Raw genomic sequence first — 19,743 nt, forward strand, 5'->3', positions numbered from 1 at the left:
TTTTATAAGCGCTTACAATTTTGAAAGGGGGTGATACAAGCTATACGAAACCGATACTTAATTTTATTAAAAAAAAGGAGGATGTCTAAATGACAAAGAAAACAGAAATTCCATCGCATTTAAAACCATTCGTATCCACACAGCATTATGATCAATACACACCGGTGAATCATGCTGTGTGGCGTTACATTATGAGACAAAATCATAGTTTCTTAAAAGACGTTGCTCATCCAGCCTATGTGAACGGATTACAATCATCTGGTATTAATATAGATGCAATTCCAAAGGTAGAAGAAATGAATGAGTGTTTAGCACCAAGCGGCTGGGGTGCTGTAACGATTGACGGGCTTATTCCTGGCGTAGCCTTCTTCGATTTTCAAGGACACGGATTATTACCAATCGCAACAGATATTCGCAAGGTAGAGAATATCGAGTATACACCAGCTCCAGATATTGTACACGAAGCAGCAGGACACGCACCTATTTTACTTGATCCTACATATGCAAAATATGTGAAACGATTTGGACAAATTGGTGCAAAAGCTTTCTCAACAAAAGAAGAACATGATGCATTCGAAGCTGTTCGTACATTAACAATTGTAAAAGAAAGCCCTACTTCTACTCCTGATGAAGTTACAGCTGCTGAGAATAATGTACTTGAAAAACAAAAGTTAGTTTCTGGCTTATCAGAAGCGGAACAAATTTCACGTCTTTTCTGGTGGACAGTAGAATATGGATTAATTGGAAATATAGATGCTCCAAAAATATATGGTGCTGGTCTCCTTTCTTCTGTTGGCGAAAGCAAATATTGCTTAACAGACGCTGTAGAAAAGGTTCCATTCTCTATAGAGGCATGTACAAGTACAACTTATGACGTAACAAAAATGCAACCACAACTATTTGTTTGTGAATCATTTGAAGAATTAACAGAAGCACTTGAGAAATTCTCTGAAACGATGGCCTTTAAAACAGGTGGTAAAGAAGGATTAGAAAAAGCAATTCGCTCTGAAAATCATGCAACTGCTGAATTAAATAGCGGCTTACAAATTACAGGTACATTTACCGAGACAATTGAAAACGATGCAGGTGAATTGATTTATATGCGAACGAGCTCGCCAACAGCATTAGCAATTCACAATAAACAGCTAGCGAATCATTCTACGTCTGTACACAGTGACGGGTTTGGAACACCAATTGGATTACTCACTGAAAATATTGCATTAGAAAATTGTACAGATGAACAATTACAATCATTAGGAATTACAATTGGAAATGTTGCTGAGTTTACTTTTGCAAGTGGTATTCATGTAAAAGGAACAGTAACAGATATTGTAAAAAACGATAAAAAAATTGCGCTTATTTCCTTTATCAATTGCACAGTTACTTATAACGACCGCGTTTTATTTGATGCTTCATGGGGCTCATTTGATATGGCTGTTGGTTCAACAATTACTTCGGTATTCCCAGGTGCCGCAGATGCTGTAGCATTTTTCCCAATGGATGAAGAAATCCAAGAAATACCTGCTCCACTTGTACTGAATGAACTTGAACATATGTATCAAACCGTTCGTGACATTCGAAATGAAGGTATTTTACACGACGCGCATATCGAGCAATTAATAGCAATTCAAGAAGTATTAAATAAATTGTATCCGAAAGAATGGTTACTTCGCCTTGAAATATTAGAATTGCTTTTAGAGCATAACAAAGGGCATGAAACATCAGCAGCATTATTACAACAACTTTCTACTTTCACAACGGATGAAGCTGTAACACGTCTTATTAACAATGGTCTTACGCTACTTCCAGTAAAGGATGTGAAAAATGATGCTACGATTAACTGAAAAAGAAGTTCAAGAGGAATTATTGAAGTTAGATAAATGGATAGTAAAAGATGAAAAATGGATTGAAAGAAAATATATGTTTTCCGACTACTTAAAAGGAGTCGAATTTGTCTCTGAAGCCGCCAAACTATCAGAAGAACATAATCACCACCCATTTATCCTTATCCAGTATAAAGCAGTCATTATTACTTTGTCATCTTGGAATGCAAAAGGTTTAACGAAACTCGATTTTGAGCTTGCGAAGCAATTTGATGAACTATTTGTCCAAAATGAAAAAGCCATTATAAGAAAGTAAAAAGGAGAAGCCTTTATTAGGCTTCTCCTTTTATTTTGAAATGGATACAATGTCCAAATGGATCCTCTACTTGTAATATTCCATCTTTGTACGTAGCAATCTTGCCAATATTTTTTAAGCTTTCACATACTTGCTCTTTTTGTTTTTCATTTGCTAATACAATTGTGAAATATTTCAAGCCAACGGAATTTGGCATTTGCGGTAGTATTCCTTCACCTTGCCACGTATTTAAACCGATATGGTGATGGTAGCCACCTGCCGATACAAAGAGCGCCCCATTACGAGCTGGGATCGTTACTTCAAAACCAAGACCATCCACATAGAAACGTTTCGCTTCTTCCAAATCAGCTACATGGAAATGAATATGTCCCATCACAGTACCAACTGGAAATCCGTTCCATGTACTTCCTTGCTGCAATAATTCTTCACCAGCTAACGGGTTACTAACAAATGGTAGCTCTCCATTCTCATCACGCCAAACTTCTTTTTGACGATCATGATAAATTTCAATCCCGTTTCCATCTGGATCAGCTAAATAAAGGGCCTCACTAAAGTAATGGTCAGCTCCGCCGTGCAGTGGATATACCATTGCTACAAGATGACGAAGGATATTCGCTAAATCCTGTCTGCTCGGTAATAAAATTGCGTAATGATATAAACCCGTTCTCCCTCTTTGCTTTGGTAAGGCTTCTTTCTTTTCTTCAATGATCAGGAGTGGTTCGTTATTTTCATTCCCAAATGTAACGACCATTTCATCTTCTTTTAGTACTTTCATACTTAGTACTTCTGTATAAAACTCTAGTGATTTCTTTATATTTGATACATATAAATGAACAACATCAAGTGTTGTATCGGGATGAATTTGAAAACTCATCTTGTTAGCCTCCCATTTAAATTAGTTCTTCTTTGACATTTTCTCTTTTAAGAAATTATCTACAAAACCATCCGCTTTCGCAACAAATAAGTACGCACCCATTGCTAGTAATGCAAGCTCTAATTCGAAGCCAGGATTTTTTCCATCTCCTAATAAACCAGCTGACCATTTTACTTTTACAATTGCTCCAACCATAACTAGTGCAAATAATAATCCAATATACCTTACACCTAAACCTAGAATTAATAATAGACCGCCAACTAATTCAACTGTTGCTACACCGTATGCAAGTCCTCCTGGTAAACCAATGCTTGTGAACCACCCTGCAATATTGTCAATCCCTGATTGGAATTTTGTTAAACCGTGCATAAAGAACGTTACCCCTAACACGATACGAATAATTAAGTTACCAATATGTTGATTCATTTCTTTCTCTCCTTTATAGTTTCCTTATACAAAACTTTTATTTACATTACAAAACATACACTAATTTTTTTTATTCGTCAATTCATTTTCACTGGGAAAATATATATTTTTTTTGCTATGATACAAATAGTTGTTTATAAAAAGGAGCTTGATTTTATGAATATTGGTTCTGCAATACGTGAAATTCGTCAGCGTAGAGGCATAACAATCGCGCAAATTTGTGAAGGAACAGGTCTTTCTAAAGGGTTTATGAGTCAGGTTGAAAATAATAAAACATCACCATCTATCTCAACTTTAGAAACGATCTCCAATTTTTTAAACGTTCCTCTTCCCTATTTATTGTTAGAACAAAAAGATCGATTGAAAGTTGTCAAAAAGGTAGAGCGTAAATATAGTGTATACGGAAAAGATGAACAAAGAATTGAACATGTTGCAGAGCAAGGTGGCCTTCGCCTCAATCTCGTAGAAATTCCTGCTGGGTTTCCGAAAGAAAACACACCAAATGCCCATGAAGGAGAAGAATGTCACCTTGTATTACGCGGAAAACTAGAAGTTCAACATGGAGAAGATGTTGCAATTGTAGAAGAAGGAGATTCTTTCTCCTGGAATGCATGTGTTCCTCATATCGTTCGTAATATAGGAGAAGAAACTGCATTATTACTCATCTCTAGTCATGCAGAAAATCGAAAACGTGTTTATTAAAAAAGAAGCCTGTAAATCAGGCTTCTTTTTATCCTCTTATAACTCCATAGCTTGTCCCAACTAGTACAGTCTTTTCGTGTTGATTACGATAAACTGACTCGATTGAAACCTTTTTGTATCCTTCCATCTGTTCAACATTCGTTAAAGTTAATTCACAAGTGATTGTATCTCCTGTAAAAACTGGTCTAATAAACTCACTTACTAATTCTCTTGCTATGTAATGTAATTCTTCGCCTACTTTCGTTCCAATACTAGCAGTCAATAAACCATGAACCATTAAACGTCCATTTTCATCATATTCCATATGATGCCTACCTTTATCCCCTGTAATATTTGCAAATTCAAAAACCTCTTCCTCAGTAAATCTTCTTTCATATTTAAATACATCCCCAACTTTTATACTCATTTTTATCCCCCTAATAATAAACAGAATTTTCTTTCATTTTATCATAAAATGAATCTTAGTTCAGTTTATATTATTAAAATAGTAAGCCTTTTTCTGTTCTACTTTTTCTCCTTATCGGTGCCCCTCTTTTTTGGCTATTTGATATCCATAGTACGCACATGTTCCATTTCTCGATAACTCTCTCACCTCAAAACCACAACTTCTATAAAAATCAAAATTACTCGCAGAAGTATGCGCAAACCAGTCACCATGTGGCAATTTTTGCAAACAAAGAGCAACAAGTTTCTTACCTAATCCCTTCCCTCTATATTCACATTTCACAACTAAATTTACTATGTTGGCGACCATGATTCCATCAGAAATGACTCTAACCATCGCAATCATCTCTTCCTCATCCCAAATTGTGAATGCCCATGTTGAATTTTCAAATGCTATCGTGAATTTTTCAATTTGCCAAGAAGGGATATTATCATTGCTCCAACCGGCATCTTCGAATAAAGTTTTAATTGCATATGCAGGTACACCATTCGTTCCCTCACGAATAATAAGTCCATTATGATAAATGTACATGTAATCCCCCCTTTATTTTTATATACCATTCTTCAAAAGATGCAATTAACCTTTTTTCATCCAATGCGTCTAATGGAATAAACGAGAACATCCATCCCATGAAATGAAGTTGTTTTCTCATAACTAAGCCCCGTTTTTCTAGCAACAAAGATTGAGGCGGGGTGATCCGGATTAATAAGAGAGATTAATTTATTCATTCGTAACGCTTGGAAGCCATAATCTCGAAATGCTGCCGCTGCTTCTTTCGCATACCCTTTTCCCCAATACTGAGGTAATAACCAATAACCAATTTCAATTTCCTCTTTTCCATCTATTTGCTGCTTTACTAATCCTGCATGACCAATTCGTATTCCCGTTCCCTTTTCAATCAATACAAATAAACCGAGACCGTTTTTATAGCTAGGAATCACCCACTCCTCCAAACTTTTTTTACACTGCATATATGTTTTTAACGTCCCATTTCCAATATAGCGCATTACCTTCTCATTTCCCCATAGTGAAGCGTAGAACTGTAAATCATCCATTGTATATTTGCGAATTTGTAAACGATCTGTATGAAACATTTCTGCACTCCTTCCCACGAATTTGTACTTAATTACACGCTCACGTCTTGTATCCATACTAAATGTTACTATCTATTATAAATGAACTAACATTAAAATACAGAATATTCAATCTCAAAAGAGTTTAAAAAAGGCAGTAGACAAATATTGTCTACTGCATCCATATCATAACTAGCATAAAGAAAACTACAATTGAGGGGGGTGTAGGCTTTTCAAATATACTAGATACTTATCCCGTTCTAACGGGCGGTAAACTTTCCAATTATATGAAAGTGAAAAGTTTACCGCACATAAGAACTTTGGCGATCATTAAGAACGCACCATTAAGTAGTCAAATACACGCTGTGCTTTTTCTCCACCCATTCGTGCATGTTGAAGAAGAGAAATACCATGAGGGCCAGATGCACGTAATGCTTCTGGTTGTGCTACTAAAATAGCTTGTACAACTTCTAATTCTCCAAGCATAGCGGCCGCGAAAATATCCATTCGAGCACCCTTTTCTAATAAATAAAGAGCAATATCTTTGCGCCCTACATGTGCCGCTGCTCCTAACGCACTTTCCCAATCTGATCCCCCCCAATTGTAAGAGGCATGAAGTAAACTTGGCGATTCAGCCAACAGTTCTTGTACTTTTTCTAAATCTCCGTGAGCTGCCATAACAAATTCCCTTACTAACTCAGTGGTAATACGTTCTTCTGTTCGCATCTTGCTCCTCCTTTTTTAGAAATTCGCTTCGGTGTAAAAAATGGCTTGTCGCTTCCTTGAAAAATATCTACATCTATGCCAAATACATGTTGAAACATTTCATGACATAACACTTCTTCTGGTATACCGTCATACTGAAGCTTCCCTCGCTTTAATACGAGTAAACGATCACTATATTGAGCCGCTTGGTTAATATCATGTAAAACCATTATAATTGTCATGCCAAATTCCTCGTTTAATCGTTTCACAAGTTCCATTACTTCCAACTGATGAACGATATCTAAAAAAGTTGTTGGCTCATCTAATAATAAGACGTTCGTACGTTGTGCTAGCGTCATTGCAATCCAAGCACGTTGTCTTTCCCCTCCTGATAAAGACTGTAACAGACGATATTCATACCCTTCAAGATTTGTAACAGACAATGCCCAATCAACAATTTCTTCATCTTCTTTATTTAAGCGACCTCTCCATAATTTATGAGGGCCTCTTCCAAATTCGATTAATTCTTTCACTGTTAAATCTAATTGATGATCATGCATTTGTGGTAACATCGCTAATTGCTTCGCTACATCGGCACTTTTCATCGTATGAATACTTTTTCCATCTAAAACGATATCCCCTTTGCTTTGTTTAAGTAGTCTTGCTATTAAACGAAGCAAAGTAGATTTCCCAGATCCATTCGGTCCAATTAAACTAACGACCTCTCCAGCTTTAATATGTACATTCATATTTTGCATTTGAAATCTTTCAGAATGTGCGTAAAACACTTTATTAACGGAAATCACGCTGTTTTCCCCCTCTATGAATTAAATATAAGAAGAACGGACCGCCTAAGAAGGATAATAAAATACCGACAGGCAATTCAATTGGATCAAACCAACTTCGAGCTATCGCATCCGCGAAAACAAGTAATATCCCTCCGCCAAGGCATGACAATGGCAGTAAATATTTATAGTCATTTCCAACTAATAAACGTAACATATGTGGTACGACAAGGCCGACAAATCCAATAAGACCAGAAACACTAACTGCTATTCCAGCTAATAATGTGCTTACTACTATTAAATAAAAACGGCTTCTCTCCACGTTATGACCTAATAATTTCGCCATTTCATCTCCAAGCATTAATACTCGAATATGCTTGATACCGAAGAAGGCCAATATAATAGCGAATATTGCATAATAAATAATCATATGTAAATGCGCCCAACTTACACCGCTAATACCACCCGCTAACCACGGTAACACGGATTGTACTTTGTCACTATGTAATAACATTAATGCTGACGTCGCTGCACCTATTAATGCATTAATTGACACACCTACTAAGACAATTCTTGAAGGTGGTGCCCCTTTTTGCCATGATAAAGCATAAATGATCATCGCCGTTATGAAAGCTCCTAAAAACGCACCGAGTGGTAAAAACGCCATATGCTGAGGGAATAAAATCATAATTACAATTGCGACAAGGCCTGCTCCAGATGACACCCCGATAATACCAGGGTCTGCAAGAGGATTTCTCATCACCCCTTGCAGCAGTGCACCAGATGCAGCTAAACATGTTCCTACTATAAATCCAACGAGCACTCTCGGTATACGAAGGTCCCATACAATTCGATGAACTGTCGAACCTTCATCTTGTATCCCTGTTACAATATCTCGTAAAGAAAAGGATAGGCTTCCTGCGAAAAGACCGTAAAAAAGACATAAAACCGTTAATACAACTAAAGTAACTGCTATGATCCATCTTTTTTTCGCAAAAGGATGTTCCTTTTCCCTTACTACTTCACTACTTTCCATACTTATCATTTCCTTACATCTTGTATACTTTTATACATAAAGTCCATCGCTTCTGTAACTTTTGTTCCAGGATTTGATCCAAACAAGTCTGGTGGCAAAATAACTACGCGATTTTGTTTTACTGCATCTAAATTTTTCCACGCTTCATTTTTCATCATTTCGCCTTCAAATGCTTTTTTAACGCTATTTGGATCTCCATGTGTAATTAAATAAATCACATCAGGATTCGCCTCAATAATGCGTTCTACACTTAGCTGTGCATATTGCGGATATTCCTTCATTTCTGGAAAATCAGCTGCAATATTTTTCCCACCTGTTTTTTCTAAAATATCACCTGATAAAGAGGTTGGTAATGCTGCTAAATAAGTACCAGGTGCTCCATACACTAGCAATGCTTTCACATCACTCTTTTTCTCATATGTCTTCATTTGATTCGTAATTTTTTGGTTAAGTTCTTTTGCTTTATCTTCTTTTTTCATTATCGCTCCGTATAGTTCAATATTCTTTAGAATATCTTGTACAGAATTCGCAGAAGAAATCATTACTTTCGTTCCTTGCCCTTCAACCGTTGGAACATTCTTTTGGAACCCATTATTAGCAATAAGTACATCGGGCTTTAAGCTAGCAATTTGCTCAAAATTCGGCTGATGTGCATTCCCGATTACTTGTACTTTCTTTATATCCTCTGGAAGAGTTATTTTTGCATCCGGACGACCCACTATTTTTCCGCCTAAAGCATGAATAATATTCATGTCTCCCATACTTAATGTTGCAAAACTCTCTGGCACTTTATCGAATGTTACCTTTCTTCCTGACAGGTCGGTAACTTCTATTTTCTCTTTTCCTTTTTCTGTTTTTGTTGCCGCTGCTTTTTCGTCTCCTTTTGCACTGCAACCTATTAATAAGAAAAAAATAGATAAAATCGCTGTAAATAGCGTAATAGATTTTTTCATTCTCCCACCTCTAATTGATAATGATAATCATTAACTACCATTCTACTTTAATTGATAAGGATTATCATTGTCAATATAAAACGCATACATTTTCTAGAAAAAAAAACAAAAAGCGTTACAAAAAAGATTCCTTCTTTTTGTAACGCACTATTTATCAATATTATTCGCATTCGTTTCCCTCTAACTTGTCTCGCATCACTTTCACACGCTGAAAGAAAAAGAAAGATAAACTTAAAAATATAACGATGCTCCCAATCATAACAAAAAATTGTATCGTTTCTTTTGCTCCAGTCGGAATCAATAAGCCAACCATTAACAATGTACTGACAGCGAGAAGAATTTGTCCGAACCGAGTATAATCTTCTATCTTTTCTTGTAATTCCTTCATTATATTCTCACTCCTCCATTTCACTGTATCATATTCTATTAAACTGAAAGACAAGTAAATACAGCCATTCTGGGAGATGTTTTCCAAAAGAAAAAGAGCCGCTTTATGGCGACTCTTTTATAACCATTACTCACCTTTATATGCTTTCATATAAATTTCTTTCAGCTCTGAAATGAGAGGTAATTTTGGGTTAGCTGTTGTACATTGATCTTCAAAAGCTCTTTCTGCCAATAATCCAACAACCTCTTCAAATTGGTCTTTAGCAACTCCTTGTCCTGCAATACTCATATTTATATTTAAACTTTTTCCGAGCTCAATAATTGCTTTGACAAGTGATTCCACACCTTCTGCGGTCGAACTTGCTGGAAGCCCGAGCATTCTCGCAATATGTGCATAGCGTTCATCGGCTACAAAGTGCTCATATTTTGGGAACAATGCGTGTTTTCTTGGCTTAATAGCATTATAGCGAACTACGTGCGGCATAAGAATTGCATTCGCACGCCCATGTGGAATATGAAATTCTGGTCCAATTTTATGTGCTAAGCTGTGATTAATACCTAGAAAAGCATTTGCAAATGCCATTCCTGCAATTGCAGAAGCATTATGCATTTTTTCTCGTGCTTCTTCATCATGTCCATCTTTAAATGCTCTTGGTAAATATTTAAATACGAGATCAATGGCCTTTAATGCTAATCCATCTGTATAGTCATTTGCTAAAACAGACACATACGCCTCGATTGCATGCGTTAATACGTCCATCCCAGTGTCTGCTGTTACATGTGGTGGTACTGTCATTACAAATTGTGGATCAACAATTGCTACATCTGGCGTTAATTCATAATCGGCAAGTGGATACTTTATATTATTTTTCTTATCTGTAATAACCGCAAATGGTGTCACTTCTGATCCTGTTCCAGATGTTGTTGGAATAGCAACAAACTGCGCCTTACTTCCTAATTCCGGATATTTACATGTACGTTTTCTTATATCTAAAAACTTCTGTTTAATTCCATAGAATGTTGTTTCTGGGTGCTCATAGAAAAGCCACATCCCTTTCGCTGCATCCATCGCTGAACCACCACCAAGTGCGATAATGACATCAGGCTGAAAACTTCTCATCATTTCCGCACCTTTAAACACAGTTTCATCTGACGGATCTGGCTCGACCTCAAAGAAAACTTCAACTTTCACATCATTTGCATGTTTACGTAAATAATGCGTAACCGTATCTACATATCCGTGCTCAACCATTCCTGGATCCGTTACAATAAACGCACGTGAAATGTTAGGCATATTTGCTAAATATGATGTCGCATGTTTTTCAAAATAAATTTTTGGTGGTAATTTGAACCACTGCATATTCTTTTTTCTATTTGCCAACCTTTTTATATTTAATAAGTGCGTCGCTGTTACGTTTTGAGAAACCGAGTTTTTCCCGTAGGAACCGCAGCCAAGCGTAAGTGATGGAATAAATCCATTATATATGTCACCGATTCCACCTTGTGATGAAGGGGCATTTATAATAAGGCGGCAAGCTTTCATACGTAATCCAAATTGCTTTTGCACTTCTTTATTTACAGAATGGATAACTGCTGAATGTCCTAAACCACCGAGGTTTAACATTTCTTCACAATATGTAAACCCTTCTTCTAATGAATTTGCTTTCACACAAGCTAATACTGGACTTAACTTCTCACGAGATAGTGGATATGCGGCTCCGATGCCTTGTATTTCAGCTACAAGCATTTTTGTATTTTTAGGTACAGTAATTCCAACTAATTCGGCAATATACTGTGCGGATTTCCCTACAATATCACTATTTACTGCACATGTATTTTCATTAATAACAAGCTTTTCTAATTTACTTCTCTCTTCCTCGGTTACAAAATAACAATCATTTGCAATCATTTCTGTTTTCACATCATCATAAATTTCCTTGTCTACAATAATCGCTTGTTCTGATGCACAAATCATACCATTATCAAATGTTTTAGATAAAATCAAATCATTAACCGCTCGTTTTATATGCGCTGATTTCTCTATATAACATGGTACATTACCAGGACCTACACCTAGCGCTGGTTTTCCAGTAGAATAAGCTGATTTCACCATACCAGCCCCTCCAGTTGCCAAAACAAGCGCAACACCTTCATGGTTCATTAATTGTTTCGTTGCTTCGACAGAAGGCTTTTCAATCCACTGTATACAATGTTTTGGTGCCCCCGCCTTCACCGCTGCATCGTATACTGCTTTCGCGGCTGCAATAGAACAGTTTTGTGCTGAAGGATGAAATGCGAAAATAATTGGATTTCTCGTTTTTATCGCGATTAATGCTTTAAACATTGTTGTCGATGTTGGATTCGTTACTGGTGTTACCCCAGCTACTACACCGACAGGCTCCGCAATTTCTATTATTTCTTCATGAGGATCTTCGTGAATAATCCCTACTGTTTTATCTTTCTTTATGCTATGCCAAATATATTCAGTAGCAAAAATATTTTTAATACATTTATCTTCGTATACACCACGACCTGTTTCTTCAACAGCCAACTTCGCAAGCGGCATATGTTGATCAACACCTGCTAATGCCATTTCATGAACAATGTTGTCAATTTGCTCTTGTGTAAAACTTTCTAATGCTTGTAAAGCTCTCTGACCGTTATTCACTAACGTATCAATCATCTCTTTTACTTCCTGCATTTCATTTACAACTTTCTCTTTGACTACCATGTAAATTCCTCCTATTCTGCTATCTTGGACTAAATAAGACCCTACAGGTCATAATTAGTCCTGATTAGCGCAAAAAAATAGAATTGCTTTCCTACATGAACCTCATTGTTTGTGAAATATTTCACAAGTTTGTTCGTGAGTAACACTTCATGAACTTAATATACATGAATTTATTTTATTTGTGTTTGTCTAATTTGTGAAATGTTTCACAAATTAATATAGTAAAAATGCACTGCCTATACTAGCAGTGCATTTTTACTATGCTAACGCTTGTGCTAAATCTTCAATTAAATCTTCTCCGTCTTCAATACCGACAGAAATTCGAATTAATGTATCTGTAATTCCTAATTCTTTACGACGATCTGCTGGAATTGATGCATGCGTCATTTGAGAGGGGATAGAAATTAAACTTTCTACTGCTCCTAAGCTTTCAGCCAGCGTAAAGTATTGTAATCTCTCAAGTACTTTATTTAATGTTTCTTCGCTATCTACATCAAATGAGATAATAGCACCAAATCCATTTGCCTGTTCTGTTGCCAGTTCATGGTTTTGATGTGACTCAAGGCCTGGGTAATATACTTTATTTACTTTTGGGTGGTTATTTAAAAACTCAGCAATTGCGCGTGAATTCGTTTCATGCTCTTCCATTCGAATTCCTAATGTTTTTAAACCACGAAGTAGTAAGAAACTATCTTGTGGGCCAAGAATGCCACCTGTTGAGTTTTGTACAAAGTGAAGGTCTTCTGCTAATTGCGGGCTATTTACAACTACTAGACCTGCAACTACGTCACTATGACCTCCTAAATATTTCGTTGCACTATGAAGTACAATGTCTGCTCCTAAAGAAATCGGCGACTGCCAATATGGCGTCATGAATGTGTTATCAATAATTGTTAATAAATCTTTCTCTTTAGCAAGAGTAGATATTTTTTTAATATCAGTAATTTTTAGTAACGGATTCGTTGGTGTTTCTACATAAATCGCTTTCGTATTTGGACGAATCGCTTTTTCAACTTCCTCTAAGTTTGTTGTATCTACAAATGTATGCTCAATACCGAAGCGGTTTAACACTTTCGTAATCACGCGGTACGTTCCGCCATACACATCATCTGTTAAAATAACGTGGTCACCTTTTGAGAACAACATAATTGTAGCTGTAATAGCCGCCATTCCTGAACCAAATGCGAAACCAGCATGGCCGTTTTCTAATACCGCAATCATTTCTTCTAAAGCTGCACGTGTTGGGTTTCCTGTACGTGAATATTCATATCCTTGATGCTTACCAACTGCTTCTTGTTTGTACGTACTCGTTTGATAAATCGGTACATTTACAGATCCAGTTGAAGGTTCTCCTATGCGAATACCATGAATTAACTTTGTCTTTGCTCTCATTTTTTATTCCCATCCTTTGTATATGTCTTTACTTAAATAGCGCTCACTACTATCAGGAAAAATCGTTACAATATTTGTACCTGGCGCCGCTTTCTCTGCTTCAAGTAAACTTGCATGAAATGCTGCTCCTGAAGAGCTCCCAACAAGAAGTCCTTCTTTTTGCGCTAATTCTTTCACTCGTAAAAATGCATTTCGATCAGAAATCGTATGAATTTCATCAAAATAAGATGTCTTCAAAAATGGCGGGATAAATTCCAGTCCAATTCCTTCGGTCTCATGTGAACCAGCCTTACCACCATTTAAAATAGATCCTTCTGGTTCCACAATAACCGTTTTTATATCTACATTTTTTTCTTTCAAGTAAGATGCAGTCCCCATAAACGTACCGCCAGTTCCTGCTCCAGCAACAAATATGTTAATCTCTCCATTCAATGCGTCCCACAGTTCAGGTCCTAATGTTTTAAAATATGCACGAGGATTTGCCTCATTTGCGAACTGACTTGGAGAGTATGAATTCGGTATCTCATTTACTAACTCTTTTGCTTTTGCAATTGCACCGGTCATTCCTTGCTCAGTCGGCGTATGCACGACCGTTGCGCCTAGTGCTTTCATTAATTCTTGTTTTTCAATGCTAAATTTCTCTGGTACACAAACGATAACGTGTAAATCATGTTGTAACGCTGCGAGTGCCAGTCCAATACCAGTATTTCCAGCTGTCGGTTCAATAATTGTTCCGCCCTCTGTAACAAGCCCTTTTTCTAGCGCATCTTCGATTAATTCTCTTCCTAATCGGTCCTTAACACTTCCGCCTGGGTTATAAAATTCAAGCTTTGCAAATAAACGGACCCCTTCTGGAAGTGAAAAACGAGTAATTTCCACAATTGGTGTATGACCAATTAACTCATGAACTCCACGATATACATTCATCGTGTTCTCCCCCTTATTTGCCAATAAAGAAAAGGCAACTGTATGTATTTTCTTTATATGAGACAGTTGCCTTTTTGTTACATTACTTTAACTCTTCTAGTACTTTTACGATAAAGTTTGTAGAATGAAGAGCTGCTTGATCTAAAAATTGATCAAATGAAACATTTGATTCTTTACCAGCAATATCAGAAAGTGCACGAATGATAACAAACGGAACTTCATATTGGTGGCATACTTGTGCAACAGCTGCTGCTTCCATTTCTACTGCATAAAGGTTTTCAAATTTATCACGAATTGCTGCAACTCGGTTCGGATCACTCATAAATGAATCACCTGTTGCAATCATACCTTTTACAACTTGAATATTTTCTTCTGCCTGCATACATTTTTCAGCTAATGCAACTAATGCTTCATCAGCTTTAAATCCAGGCGGCATCCCTGGTACTTGCCCATACTCATAGTTAAATGCTGTTACATCTACGTCATGGTGACGAACTTCTGTTGAAATAACGACATCCCCAACATTTAGAGAATGATGGAAGCCACCAGCTGAACCAGTATTAATGACTTTTTCAGGCTTATATCTTTCTAATAAAATTGTCGTTGACATCGCTGCGTTTACTTTACCAATACCAGACTTTAACAAGATTACTTCATGTCCTGCTAATTGCCCTTTCGTAAATTCACAACCCGCAACCGTTTCTGTTTCTGCTTGTTCTAATTTATCACGTAAAATACGTACTTCTTCTTCCATTGCTCCAATTACAGCAATTCTCAATCTAATCCCTCTTTCTATTGCTTAGTTGCCTCCATTACCCACACGAAATGATTTAATCTCGTAAACGTTACATGGAAGCCATTGTTTTCAAAAATAGTCTGCATAACTGGAATACGTGTATAGTATTCCGTTTGCAAATCGTTTGCTAACTGATGAAAACCTCTTTGTTTTGCTGCTTCAACAGTTTTATCATATGCATCTTGATCTGCAAATATCGTATCAGCAAACACTATTTTACCACCTTTGTTTAGCAATTGACTATACTTCGCAATCGCTACATTTTTTTCATCATCTGTTAAATGATGAAATGCATAGGTGCTTACTATGGTATCAATGGAATTCGGGACTTCAAACGAAAGAAAATCACCTTCTGTAATGGAAAACTCTTTTGGCAATTTCTCTTTTGCAATCATGCGCATTTCACGTGACGGTTCTATACCGTAAACTGTGCGGCCAGCAAGTAATAATTTATTTGTTAAATTACCTGTACCGACACCAAATTCTAATACGTTACCAAATGACTTGTTAACTACATCCTCTAGAATGTCCTCATAATGGGCGAAAACTTCTTTATATTGTATATCTTCGCCTTGTACAAATGAGTCGTACGTATGAGCCCACTCATCAAATAAACCATTAAATTCTGTACCCATAAAAATTCCCCTTTTTCTTATCGGTTTTATCAGTATGATATTCCCTCTTTCTAAAAATGTCAATTGAAATGTACATGGTATTTCCTTCTTTTCTTTGTTACACTATAGTTGATTACATAGGAGAGGGGCCGTCTTCATGTCATTTACCTTTGAAATGTTAGAAGATAAAGTAGAATTTTTTGAAGCGGGAGACTTAGCTTCTTTAGAACGTAAAATCAGTGAACAAATCGATAATAATAAAGCACTTATGCTTGAAGTTCATCACATCTCGCATCAAATGGTTATGGATCCTGAAAGTAAAAGACCATATTATAGCGCGGTTGTTCATTTTAAATTAAAGAAATTACGCTAACTAAAAAAGAGAAGCTCCTTAGGAGCTTCTCTTTTTTAGTTTAGAGTTTGAACAAGTACTGGTTTCCAGCCTTCATTGTCTACCCAATCAATATTTACATAATATCTTTTACCTGTTTGTTTATCTTGTACGTTACCGTAAGCTTTATTCTTACCGTTATTTCCGATTCGATGAATAATTAATTGCTCTACTGGAACGTCAATTGCAGCTGAAATCGCTTGATTCATCTCATTCCAATCTGCTGTACCTTTTTTAAACGTCATCGCAGGTGTTGCACCTTGCTCTGTGCCTACTGGCTTCCAAGAAGGTTTCGTATAAGCGTCAGTTGCCTTTGGCTGTGTTTTTTCAGCTGGTACTTTCTCGTTAGCTTTCGCTTCTTCTTCAGCTTTTTTCTGTTCTTCTTCAGCCTTTAGCTTCTCTTCTTCTTCTTTCTTCTTAGCCTCTGTTTTCTCTTGTTCATTCTTCTTCGTCTCTTCTTTGCCTTTAGCTTTCTCAGACTTATTCTCTTTCGTTGTTTGCTGAGCTACCTTTTTATCGCTAGAAGACGCTTGCTCTTTCGTGTCAGGAACAAACAATTGATATGCTACAATAGCTACTGCTACTAGTACAATAGCGATTGCAATATTTAAAACACCGTTTTGACGACGTTTTTGTTGTTTCTGTTGGAATCTAGATCCTCCTGCCATTCTTCAAACCTCCATGCAGTTTTTCATACTTGCTATTGTAACATTAAATCTAGAAAGGTTGAACATTTACAATAATATTTTCATGAAATGAAAACATTTTACTATGAATTGCAAGATTACTTTTCATTCTCTAATCGATAGATTGATTCTACGATAGATTTGAAAATAGGTGTAACTTTATTTACATCGCTATTCGTTTCTATATCCACGACAACTAAAGCATACCTTGGATTTTCATATGGAAAATAACCTGCAAACCATCGATTCTCTTTCTTTCCTTTTCCTGTTTGTGCTGTCCCAGATTTTCCAGCGACACTTAGTGGTAACGACTTGAATGCTGATCCTGTGCCTTTTTCCGTTGTTACAACGCTCCTTAATAACTTTTGTAATGTTTTCACTGTTTCATATGAAAGCTGTTTTCCACCTAATGTATGGTCTTCAAATGTATAAAAATCCGTTCCATTTTTATACATTATTTTTTCAACAGCTTTCACTTCCATCTTTTCTCCTCCTCTAGCAATCGTCGCCATCATATTTGCAATCGCTAGAGGTGACATACGTACATCTTTCTGTCCAATTGCTGTTTGCGCTACCGCTTTTTTACTATTCTTATTTCCTTCACTCCCCCAAATCGTAACACTTTTCTCCTCTGGCATTTGCTCAAAATGAGTTGTATGAAATACAGAACCTCTCCATCCAACCTTCTCAGCGCCTCCTAAAGCCTCTACATAAGTTTCTAACACCATCTTATCCTTTTGTATTAGCTCATTTCCTAACTCTGAAAATGTCCTGTTACAGCTTCTAGCAAAGCTCTCTTTAAAACTAAGTGTCCCCATCCTAACTTGTGGGTGATCTTCACCATATAAATCTTTATTACAATTAAATACGCGATTAAAAACATTTTCATTCTGATCAATCGCTGCCGCCGCAATTATTGTTTTAAAAACAGAACCGGGGAAGTGTGGTGTTAACATTTGATTTTCAAGTGTAGTTTTATATAAACTCTCATCTTTCACCTGTACAGCTGGTTTGCTAACCATTGCTAAAATTTCATTTTTCTTTACATCAAGTAGCACTACTCCTCCCTTCTTAATTTCACTTGCTTCAACTACTTCTTCTGCTTTTTTCTGTAACTCGTTATGTAAAGTAGTTTGAATCGTCACTGGATAAAACGGATTTCCAGGCGATGTATATTTCGCTTGTTTTCCAAAAATCGGTTCTCCTTGCCGATCCACTTGATACAATACTTTTGCCTCTCCATCGGTCAAAAGAAATTCATCAAATGATTGCTGCAATCCTGAAATGCCAATCGGTGTTTGTTTTGAAATTTTTCTAACTTCTCCGTATCGTTTTTGAAATTCTCGCTCATTCTCACCCACATCACCAATTAAATGATTCATCATGCTAGTTTGTCGCAAACGAACTTCAGCTGCTACAATGCCTAATACATTTAATTGATTCACCTTCTCCATCTGCTCTCGTTCCAAGCGAAGTGGTTCATTTCCTCTTTGCAGGATAAATGCACTTTTCTTATGTTTCATTTGACTTTCAATCTCTTGTCTCGACATACCAATGATATGCGCAATTTTCTCCAACATGTTATTTTTTAATTGTAGAAATGGAAAAACAATTAAAACAGGATACTTTTTCTCACCTATCTCCTTACCATTACGATCTATAAAATGGCCGCGTCCATCATCTACCGTAATGGATTGCGTCCGTTGTGTAACACTTTTTTCAATTAAGTTAATCTTACGATCCGTAAATGATTCCGTATTGATAATTTGTATTTGAATTAAACGACAAAGTAATATAAACATGACACATATAAAACAAATTAAAACAATTGTAATTCTCCGTTTTATTTTCATAAAAAAACACCTCGTCTATTGTAGTTTAGACGAGGTACTATTTTATTTATACAAGCTCCGAAATAAAAATAGATATTATATAAGGCTATTATTGTTTCTTTGGTTTTTCTAAAAATTTCATAAGAAGCGATCTAAATTCAGTTTCATTCACTCCAGTGTTTTTAGCAACTTCAATTACAGTAGTTGTTACATTAGCAGCTACTTTTAAATATTCCTTACTGAAATTATCCATTTCATTTCTTTTTTCTTTTGCATTCTCAACTGTTACAGAATCAATACAAGTAATCATCTTATCTACAATATGTAAATAATTATTTTGTGCATCTATTATTTTTTGAATATCATCTTTATTACTTACTTTTGATTGTTTTAAATATGTATACGCTTGATTCACTTCATCTTTTAAAATCTTATCATTATTCTTCGCCTGTTCTTGTAACATATTCTTCATATCATCTATTGTTTTTTGATCCATAGAATCTCGCAATAAATAATCTGGATTCCCAATCGCATAATCGTACTTAATCGTTACATCTTGAAATATTTTCATCACAATAGCTAATTGATACGCTACATCAAAATCATTAAATTCCTTTTTACCTTGCGGAGTTTCTAAGGTTTTTGAACCCTCAGTTGCTTTAATATCCTTTTTTTCTTCTTGCTTTACCTTTTCTCCCTTTGATGATGTAGTTTCCTCATTCGTTCCGCATGCAGCAAGTCCTAATATGGATATACTACAAACTAATCCCGTAAAGATTTTATGTTTCATAATTAGCCCCTTTTCCCTTTTAAAACCTATAGTCTCTAATTATGATATCAAAGCTTAAA

Annotated in this window: 22 protein-coding genes; 4 read left to right on the top strand and 18 right to left on the bottom strand. The window is 36.2% G+C overall.

All coding sequences use genetic code 11. The features are described 5' to 3' along the window. The first annotated feature begins 89 nt into the window (after nucleotides 1-89). Complete coding sequence (locus MR070_RS03155; protein WP_242260514.1) at nucleotides 90-1,844, top strand: aromatic amino acid hydroxylase; 1,755 nt, start codon at nucleotides 90-92, stop codon at nucleotides 1,842-1,844. Continuing rightward, nucleotides 1,825-2,139, top strand: a complete 315-nt coding sequence (locus tag MR070_RS03160; RefSeq protein ID WP_242260516.1) for a 4a-hydroxytetrahydrobiopterin dehydratase — start codon at nucleotides 1,825-1,827, stop codon at nucleotides 2,137-2,139. The genes MR070_RS03155 and MR070_RS03160 overlap by 20 nt, the downstream gene beginning before the upstream one ends. Before the next feature lie 16 nt (nucleotides 2,140-2,155). On the opposite strand, the gene MR070_RS03165 is transcribed toward MR070_RS03160, so the two are convergent. Continuing rightward, a complete protein-coding gene (locus tag MR070_RS03165) occupies nucleotides 2,156-3,013 on the bottom strand; it encodes a VOC family protein (protein WP_044793761.1) in 858 nt (285 codons plus the stop codon). 21 nt (nucleotides 3,014-3,034) lie between these two features. Continuing rightward, on the bottom strand, nucleotides 3,035-3,439 hold the full coding sequence (locus MR070_RS03170; RefSeq protein WP_001071557.1) for a DoxX family protein: 405 nt from the start codon (nucleotides 3,437-3,439) through the stop codon (nucleotides 3,035-3,037). A 156-nt stretch (nucleotides 3,440-3,595) separates the two neighbouring features. On the opposite strand from MR070_RS03170, the gene MR070_RS03175 reads away from it, so the two are divergent. Next, nucleotides 3,596-4,141, top strand: coding sequence for a helix-turn-helix domain-containing protein (locus MR070_RS03175; protein ID WP_001020702.1), 546 nt, complete (start codon nucleotides 3,596-3,598; stop codon nucleotides 4,139-4,141). Between the two features lie 28 nt (nucleotides 4,142-4,169). On the opposite strand, the gene MR070_RS03180 is transcribed toward MR070_RS03175, so the two are convergent. The 13 genes from MR070_RS03180 to MR070_RS03240 all read right to left on the bottom strand — a co-directional run bounded on the left by MR070_RS03180 (nucleotide 4,170) and on the right by MR070_RS03240 (nucleotide 16,006). After that, entirely contained in the window at nucleotides 4,170-4,547 is a 378-nt protein-coding gene (locus MR070_RS03180) for a hotdog family protein (RefSeq protein WP_000025011.1), read from the bottom strand. 111 nt (nucleotides 4,548-4,658) lie between these two features. Then, nucleotides 4,659-5,117: a GNAT family N-acetyltransferase gene (locus MR070_RS03185; RefSeq protein WP_000276116.1), complete on the bottom strand. Its 459-nt coding sequence runs from the start codon at nucleotides 5,115-5,117 to the stop codon at nucleotides 4,659-4,661. A 56-nt stretch (nucleotides 5,118-5,173) separates the two neighbouring features. Next, nucleotides 5,174-5,737, bottom strand: coding sequence for a GNAT family N-acetyltransferase (locus MR070_RS03190; protein ID WP_138321077.1), 564 nt, complete (start codon nucleotides 5,735-5,737; stop codon nucleotides 5,174-5,176). A 252-nt stretch (nucleotides 5,738-5,989) separates the two neighbouring features. Next, nucleotides 5,990-6,385 carry an ankyrin repeat domain-containing protein gene (locus MR070_RS03195; RefSeq protein WP_242260517.1) on the bottom strand — a complete coding sequence of 132 codons (396 nt, stop codon included), beginning with the start codon at nucleotides 6,383-6,385 and terminating at the stop codon, nucleotides 5,990-5,992. Next, nucleotides 6,352-7,170, bottom strand: coding sequence for an ABC transporter ATP-binding protein (locus MR070_RS03200; RefSeq protein WP_242260519.1), 819 nt, complete (start codon nucleotides 7,168-7,170; stop codon nucleotides 6,352-6,354). Before MR070_RS03200 ends, MR070_RS03195 begins: the two co-directional genes overlap by 34 nt. Next, entirely contained in the window at nucleotides 7,157-8,185 is a 1,029-nt protein-coding gene (locus tag MR070_RS03205; RefSeq protein ID WP_044793758.1) for a FecCD family ABC transporter permease, read from the bottom strand. The genes MR070_RS03200 and MR070_RS03205 overlap by 14 nt, the downstream gene beginning before the upstream one ends. 5 nt (nucleotides 8,186-8,190) lie before the next feature. Then, nucleotides 8,191-9,138 carry a helical backbone metal receptor gene (locus MR070_RS03210; protein ID WP_242260521.1) on the bottom strand — a complete coding sequence of 316 codons (948 nt, stop codon included), beginning with the start codon at nucleotides 9,136-9,138 and terminating at the stop codon, nucleotides 8,191-8,193. A gap of 160 nt (nucleotides 9,139-9,298) precedes the next feature. After that, nucleotides 9,299-9,526 (bottom strand): YrhC family protein, encoded by a 228-nt coding sequence (locus MR070_RS03215; protein ID WP_000661447.1) that lies wholly within the window; start codon nucleotides 9,524-9,526, stop codon nucleotides 9,299-9,301. Between the two features lie 126 nt (nucleotides 9,527-9,652). Continuing rightward, the gene (adhE, locus tag MR070_RS03220) at nucleotides 9,653-12,256 is read right to left on the bottom strand and encodes a bifunctional acetaldehyde-CoA/alcohol dehydrogenase (protein ID WP_242260523.1); all 2,604 of its coding nucleotides are present in this window, start codon (nucleotides 12,254-12,256) and stop codon (nucleotides 9,653-9,655) included. 258 nt (nucleotides 12,257-12,514) lie between these two features. Further along, nucleotides 12,515-13,648 (bottom strand): bifunctional cystathionine gamma-lyase/homocysteine desulfhydrase, encoded by a 1,134-nt coding sequence (locus MR070_RS03225; RefSeq protein WP_001201915.1) that lies wholly within the window; start codon nucleotides 13,646-13,648, stop codon nucleotides 12,515-12,517. 3 nt (nucleotides 13,649-13,651) lie between these two features. Continuing rightward, a complete protein-coding gene (locus MR070_RS03230) occupies nucleotides 13,652-14,575 on the bottom strand; it encodes an O-acetylserine dependent cystathionine beta-synthase (RefSeq protein WP_074610332.1) in 924 nt (307 codons plus the stop codon). An 82-nt stretch (nucleotides 14,576-14,657) separates the two neighbouring features. Next, entirely contained in the window at nucleotides 14,658-15,353 is a 696-nt protein-coding gene (gene mtnN / locus MR070_RS03235; RefSeq protein WP_001217039.1) for a 5'-methylthioadenosine/S-adenosylhomocysteine nucleosidase, read from the bottom strand. A 14-nt stretch (nucleotides 15,354-15,367) separates the two neighbouring features. After that, nucleotides 15,368-16,006: a class I SAM-dependent methyltransferase gene (locus tag MR070_RS03240; protein ID WP_000536319.1), complete on the bottom strand. Its 639-nt coding sequence runs from the start codon at nucleotides 16,004-16,006 to the stop codon at nucleotides 15,368-15,370. A 136-nt stretch (nucleotides 16,007-16,142) separates the two neighbouring features. On the opposite strand from MR070_RS03240, the gene MR070_RS03245 reads away from it, so the two are divergent. Next, a complete protein-coding gene (locus MR070_RS03245; RefSeq protein WP_000010984.1) occupies nucleotides 16,143-16,358 on the top strand; it encodes a YrzA family protein in 216 nt (71 codons plus the stop codon). Nucleotides 16,359-16,393: 35 nt separating this feature from the next. On the opposite strand, the gene MR070_RS03250 is transcribed toward MR070_RS03245, so the two are convergent. From MR070_RS03250 to MR070_RS03260, 3 genes are all read right to left on the bottom strand, one after another. Further along, a complete protein-coding gene (locus MR070_RS03250) occupies nucleotides 16,394-17,044 on the bottom strand; it encodes a YrrS family protein (RefSeq protein ID WP_000897107.1) in 651 nt (216 codons plus the stop codon). A gap of 116 nt (nucleotides 17,045-17,160) precedes the next feature. Then, entirely contained in the window at nucleotides 17,161-18,915 is a 1,755-nt protein-coding gene (locus tag MR070_RS03255; protein ID WP_139895912.1) for a peptidoglycan D,D-transpeptidase FtsI family protein, read from the bottom strand. 88 nt (nucleotides 18,916-19,003) lie between these two features. Next, complete coding sequence (locus MR070_RS03260) at nucleotides 19,004-19,684, bottom strand: hypothetical protein (RefSeq protein ID WP_000680874.1); 681 nt, start codon at nucleotides 19,682-19,684, stop codon at nucleotides 19,004-19,006. Between the last annotated feature and the right edge of the window lie 59 nt (nucleotides 19,685-19,743).

The organism is Bacillus cereus group sp. BfR-BA-01453, assembly GCF_022662915.1.
Classification (GTDB): Bacteria; Bacillota; Bacilli; order Bacillales; family Bacillaceae_G; genus Bacillus_A; species Bacillus_A paranthracis.

Bases quoted from the DNA above. Each gene is read 5' to 3' on its own strand.
- MR070_RS03155 (WP_242260514.1), top strand. From the start codon at position 90: ATGACAAAGAAAACAGAAATTCCATCGCATTTAAAACCATTCGTATCC.
- MR070_RS03160 (WP_242260516.1), top strand. From the start codon at position 1,825: ATGATGCTACGATTAACTGAAAAAGAAGTTCAAGAGGAATTATTGAAG.
- MR070_RS03165 (WP_044793761.1), bottom strand. From the start codon at position 3,013: ATGAGTTTTCAAATTCATCCCGATACAACACTTGATGTTGTTCATTTA.
- MR070_RS03170 (WP_001071557.1), bottom strand. From the start codon at position 3,439: ATGAATCAACATATTGGTAACTTAATTATTCGTATCGTGTTAGGGGTA.
- MR070_RS03175 (WP_001020702.1), top strand. From the start codon at position 3,596: ATGAATATTGGTTCTGCAATACGTGAAATTCGTCAGCGTAGAGGCATA.
- MR070_RS03180 (WP_000025011.1), bottom strand. From the start codon at position 4,547: ATGAGTATAAAAGTTGGGGATGTATTTAAATATGAAAGAAGATTTACT.
- MR070_RS03185 (WP_000276116.1), bottom strand. From the start codon at position 5,117: ATGTACATTTATCATAATGGACTTATTATTCGTGAGGGAACGAATGGT.
- MR070_RS03190 (WP_138321077.1), bottom strand. From the start codon at position 5,737: ATGGATACAAGACGTGAGCGTGTAATTAAGTACAAATTCGTGGGAAGG.
- MR070_RS03195 (WP_242260517.1), bottom strand. From the start codon at position 6,385: ATGCGAACAGAAGAACGTATTACCACTGAGTTAGTAAGGGAATTTGTT.
- MR070_RS03205 (WP_044793758.1), bottom strand. From the start codon at position 8,185: ATGGAAAGTAGTGAAGTAGTAAGGGAAAAGGAACATCCTTTTGCGAAA.
- MR070_RS03210 (WP_242260521.1), bottom strand. From the start codon at position 9,138: ATGAAAAAATCTATTACGCTATTTACAGCGATTTTATCTATTTTTTTC.
- MR070_RS03215 (WP_000661447.1), bottom strand. From the start codon at position 9,526: ATGAAGGAATTACAAGAAAAGATAGAAGATTATACTCGGTTCGGACAA.
- adhE (WP_242260523.1), bottom strand. From the start codon at position 12,256: ATGGTAGTCAAAGAGAAAGTTGTAAATGAAATGCAGGAAGTAAAAGAG.
- MR070_RS03225 (WP_001201915.1), bottom strand. From the start codon at position 13,648: ATGAGAGCAAAGACAAAGTTAATTCATGGTATTCGCATAGGAGAACCT.
- MR070_RS03230 (WP_074610332.1), bottom strand. From the start codon at position 14,575: ATGAATGTATATCGTGGAGTTCATGAGTTAATTGGTCATACACCAATT.
- MR070_RS03240 (WP_000536319.1), bottom strand. From the start codon at position 16,006: ATGGGTACAGAATTTAATGGTTTATTTGATGAGTGGGCTCATACGTAC.
- MR070_RS03245 (WP_000010984.1), top strand. From the start codon at position 16,143: ATGTCATTTACCTTTGAAATGTTAGAAGATAAAGTAGAATTTTTTGAA.
- MR070_RS03250 (WP_000897107.1), bottom strand. From the start codon at position 17,044: ATGGCAGGAGGATCTAGATTCCAACAGAAACAACAAAAACGTCGTCAA.
- MR070_RS03255 (WP_139895912.1), bottom strand. From the start codon at position 18,915: ATGAAAATAAAACGGAGAATTACAATTGTTTTAATTTGTTTTATATGT.
- MR070_RS03260 (WP_000680874.1), bottom strand. From the start codon at position 19,684: ATGAAACATAAAATCTTTACGGGATTAGTTTGTAGTATATCCATATTA.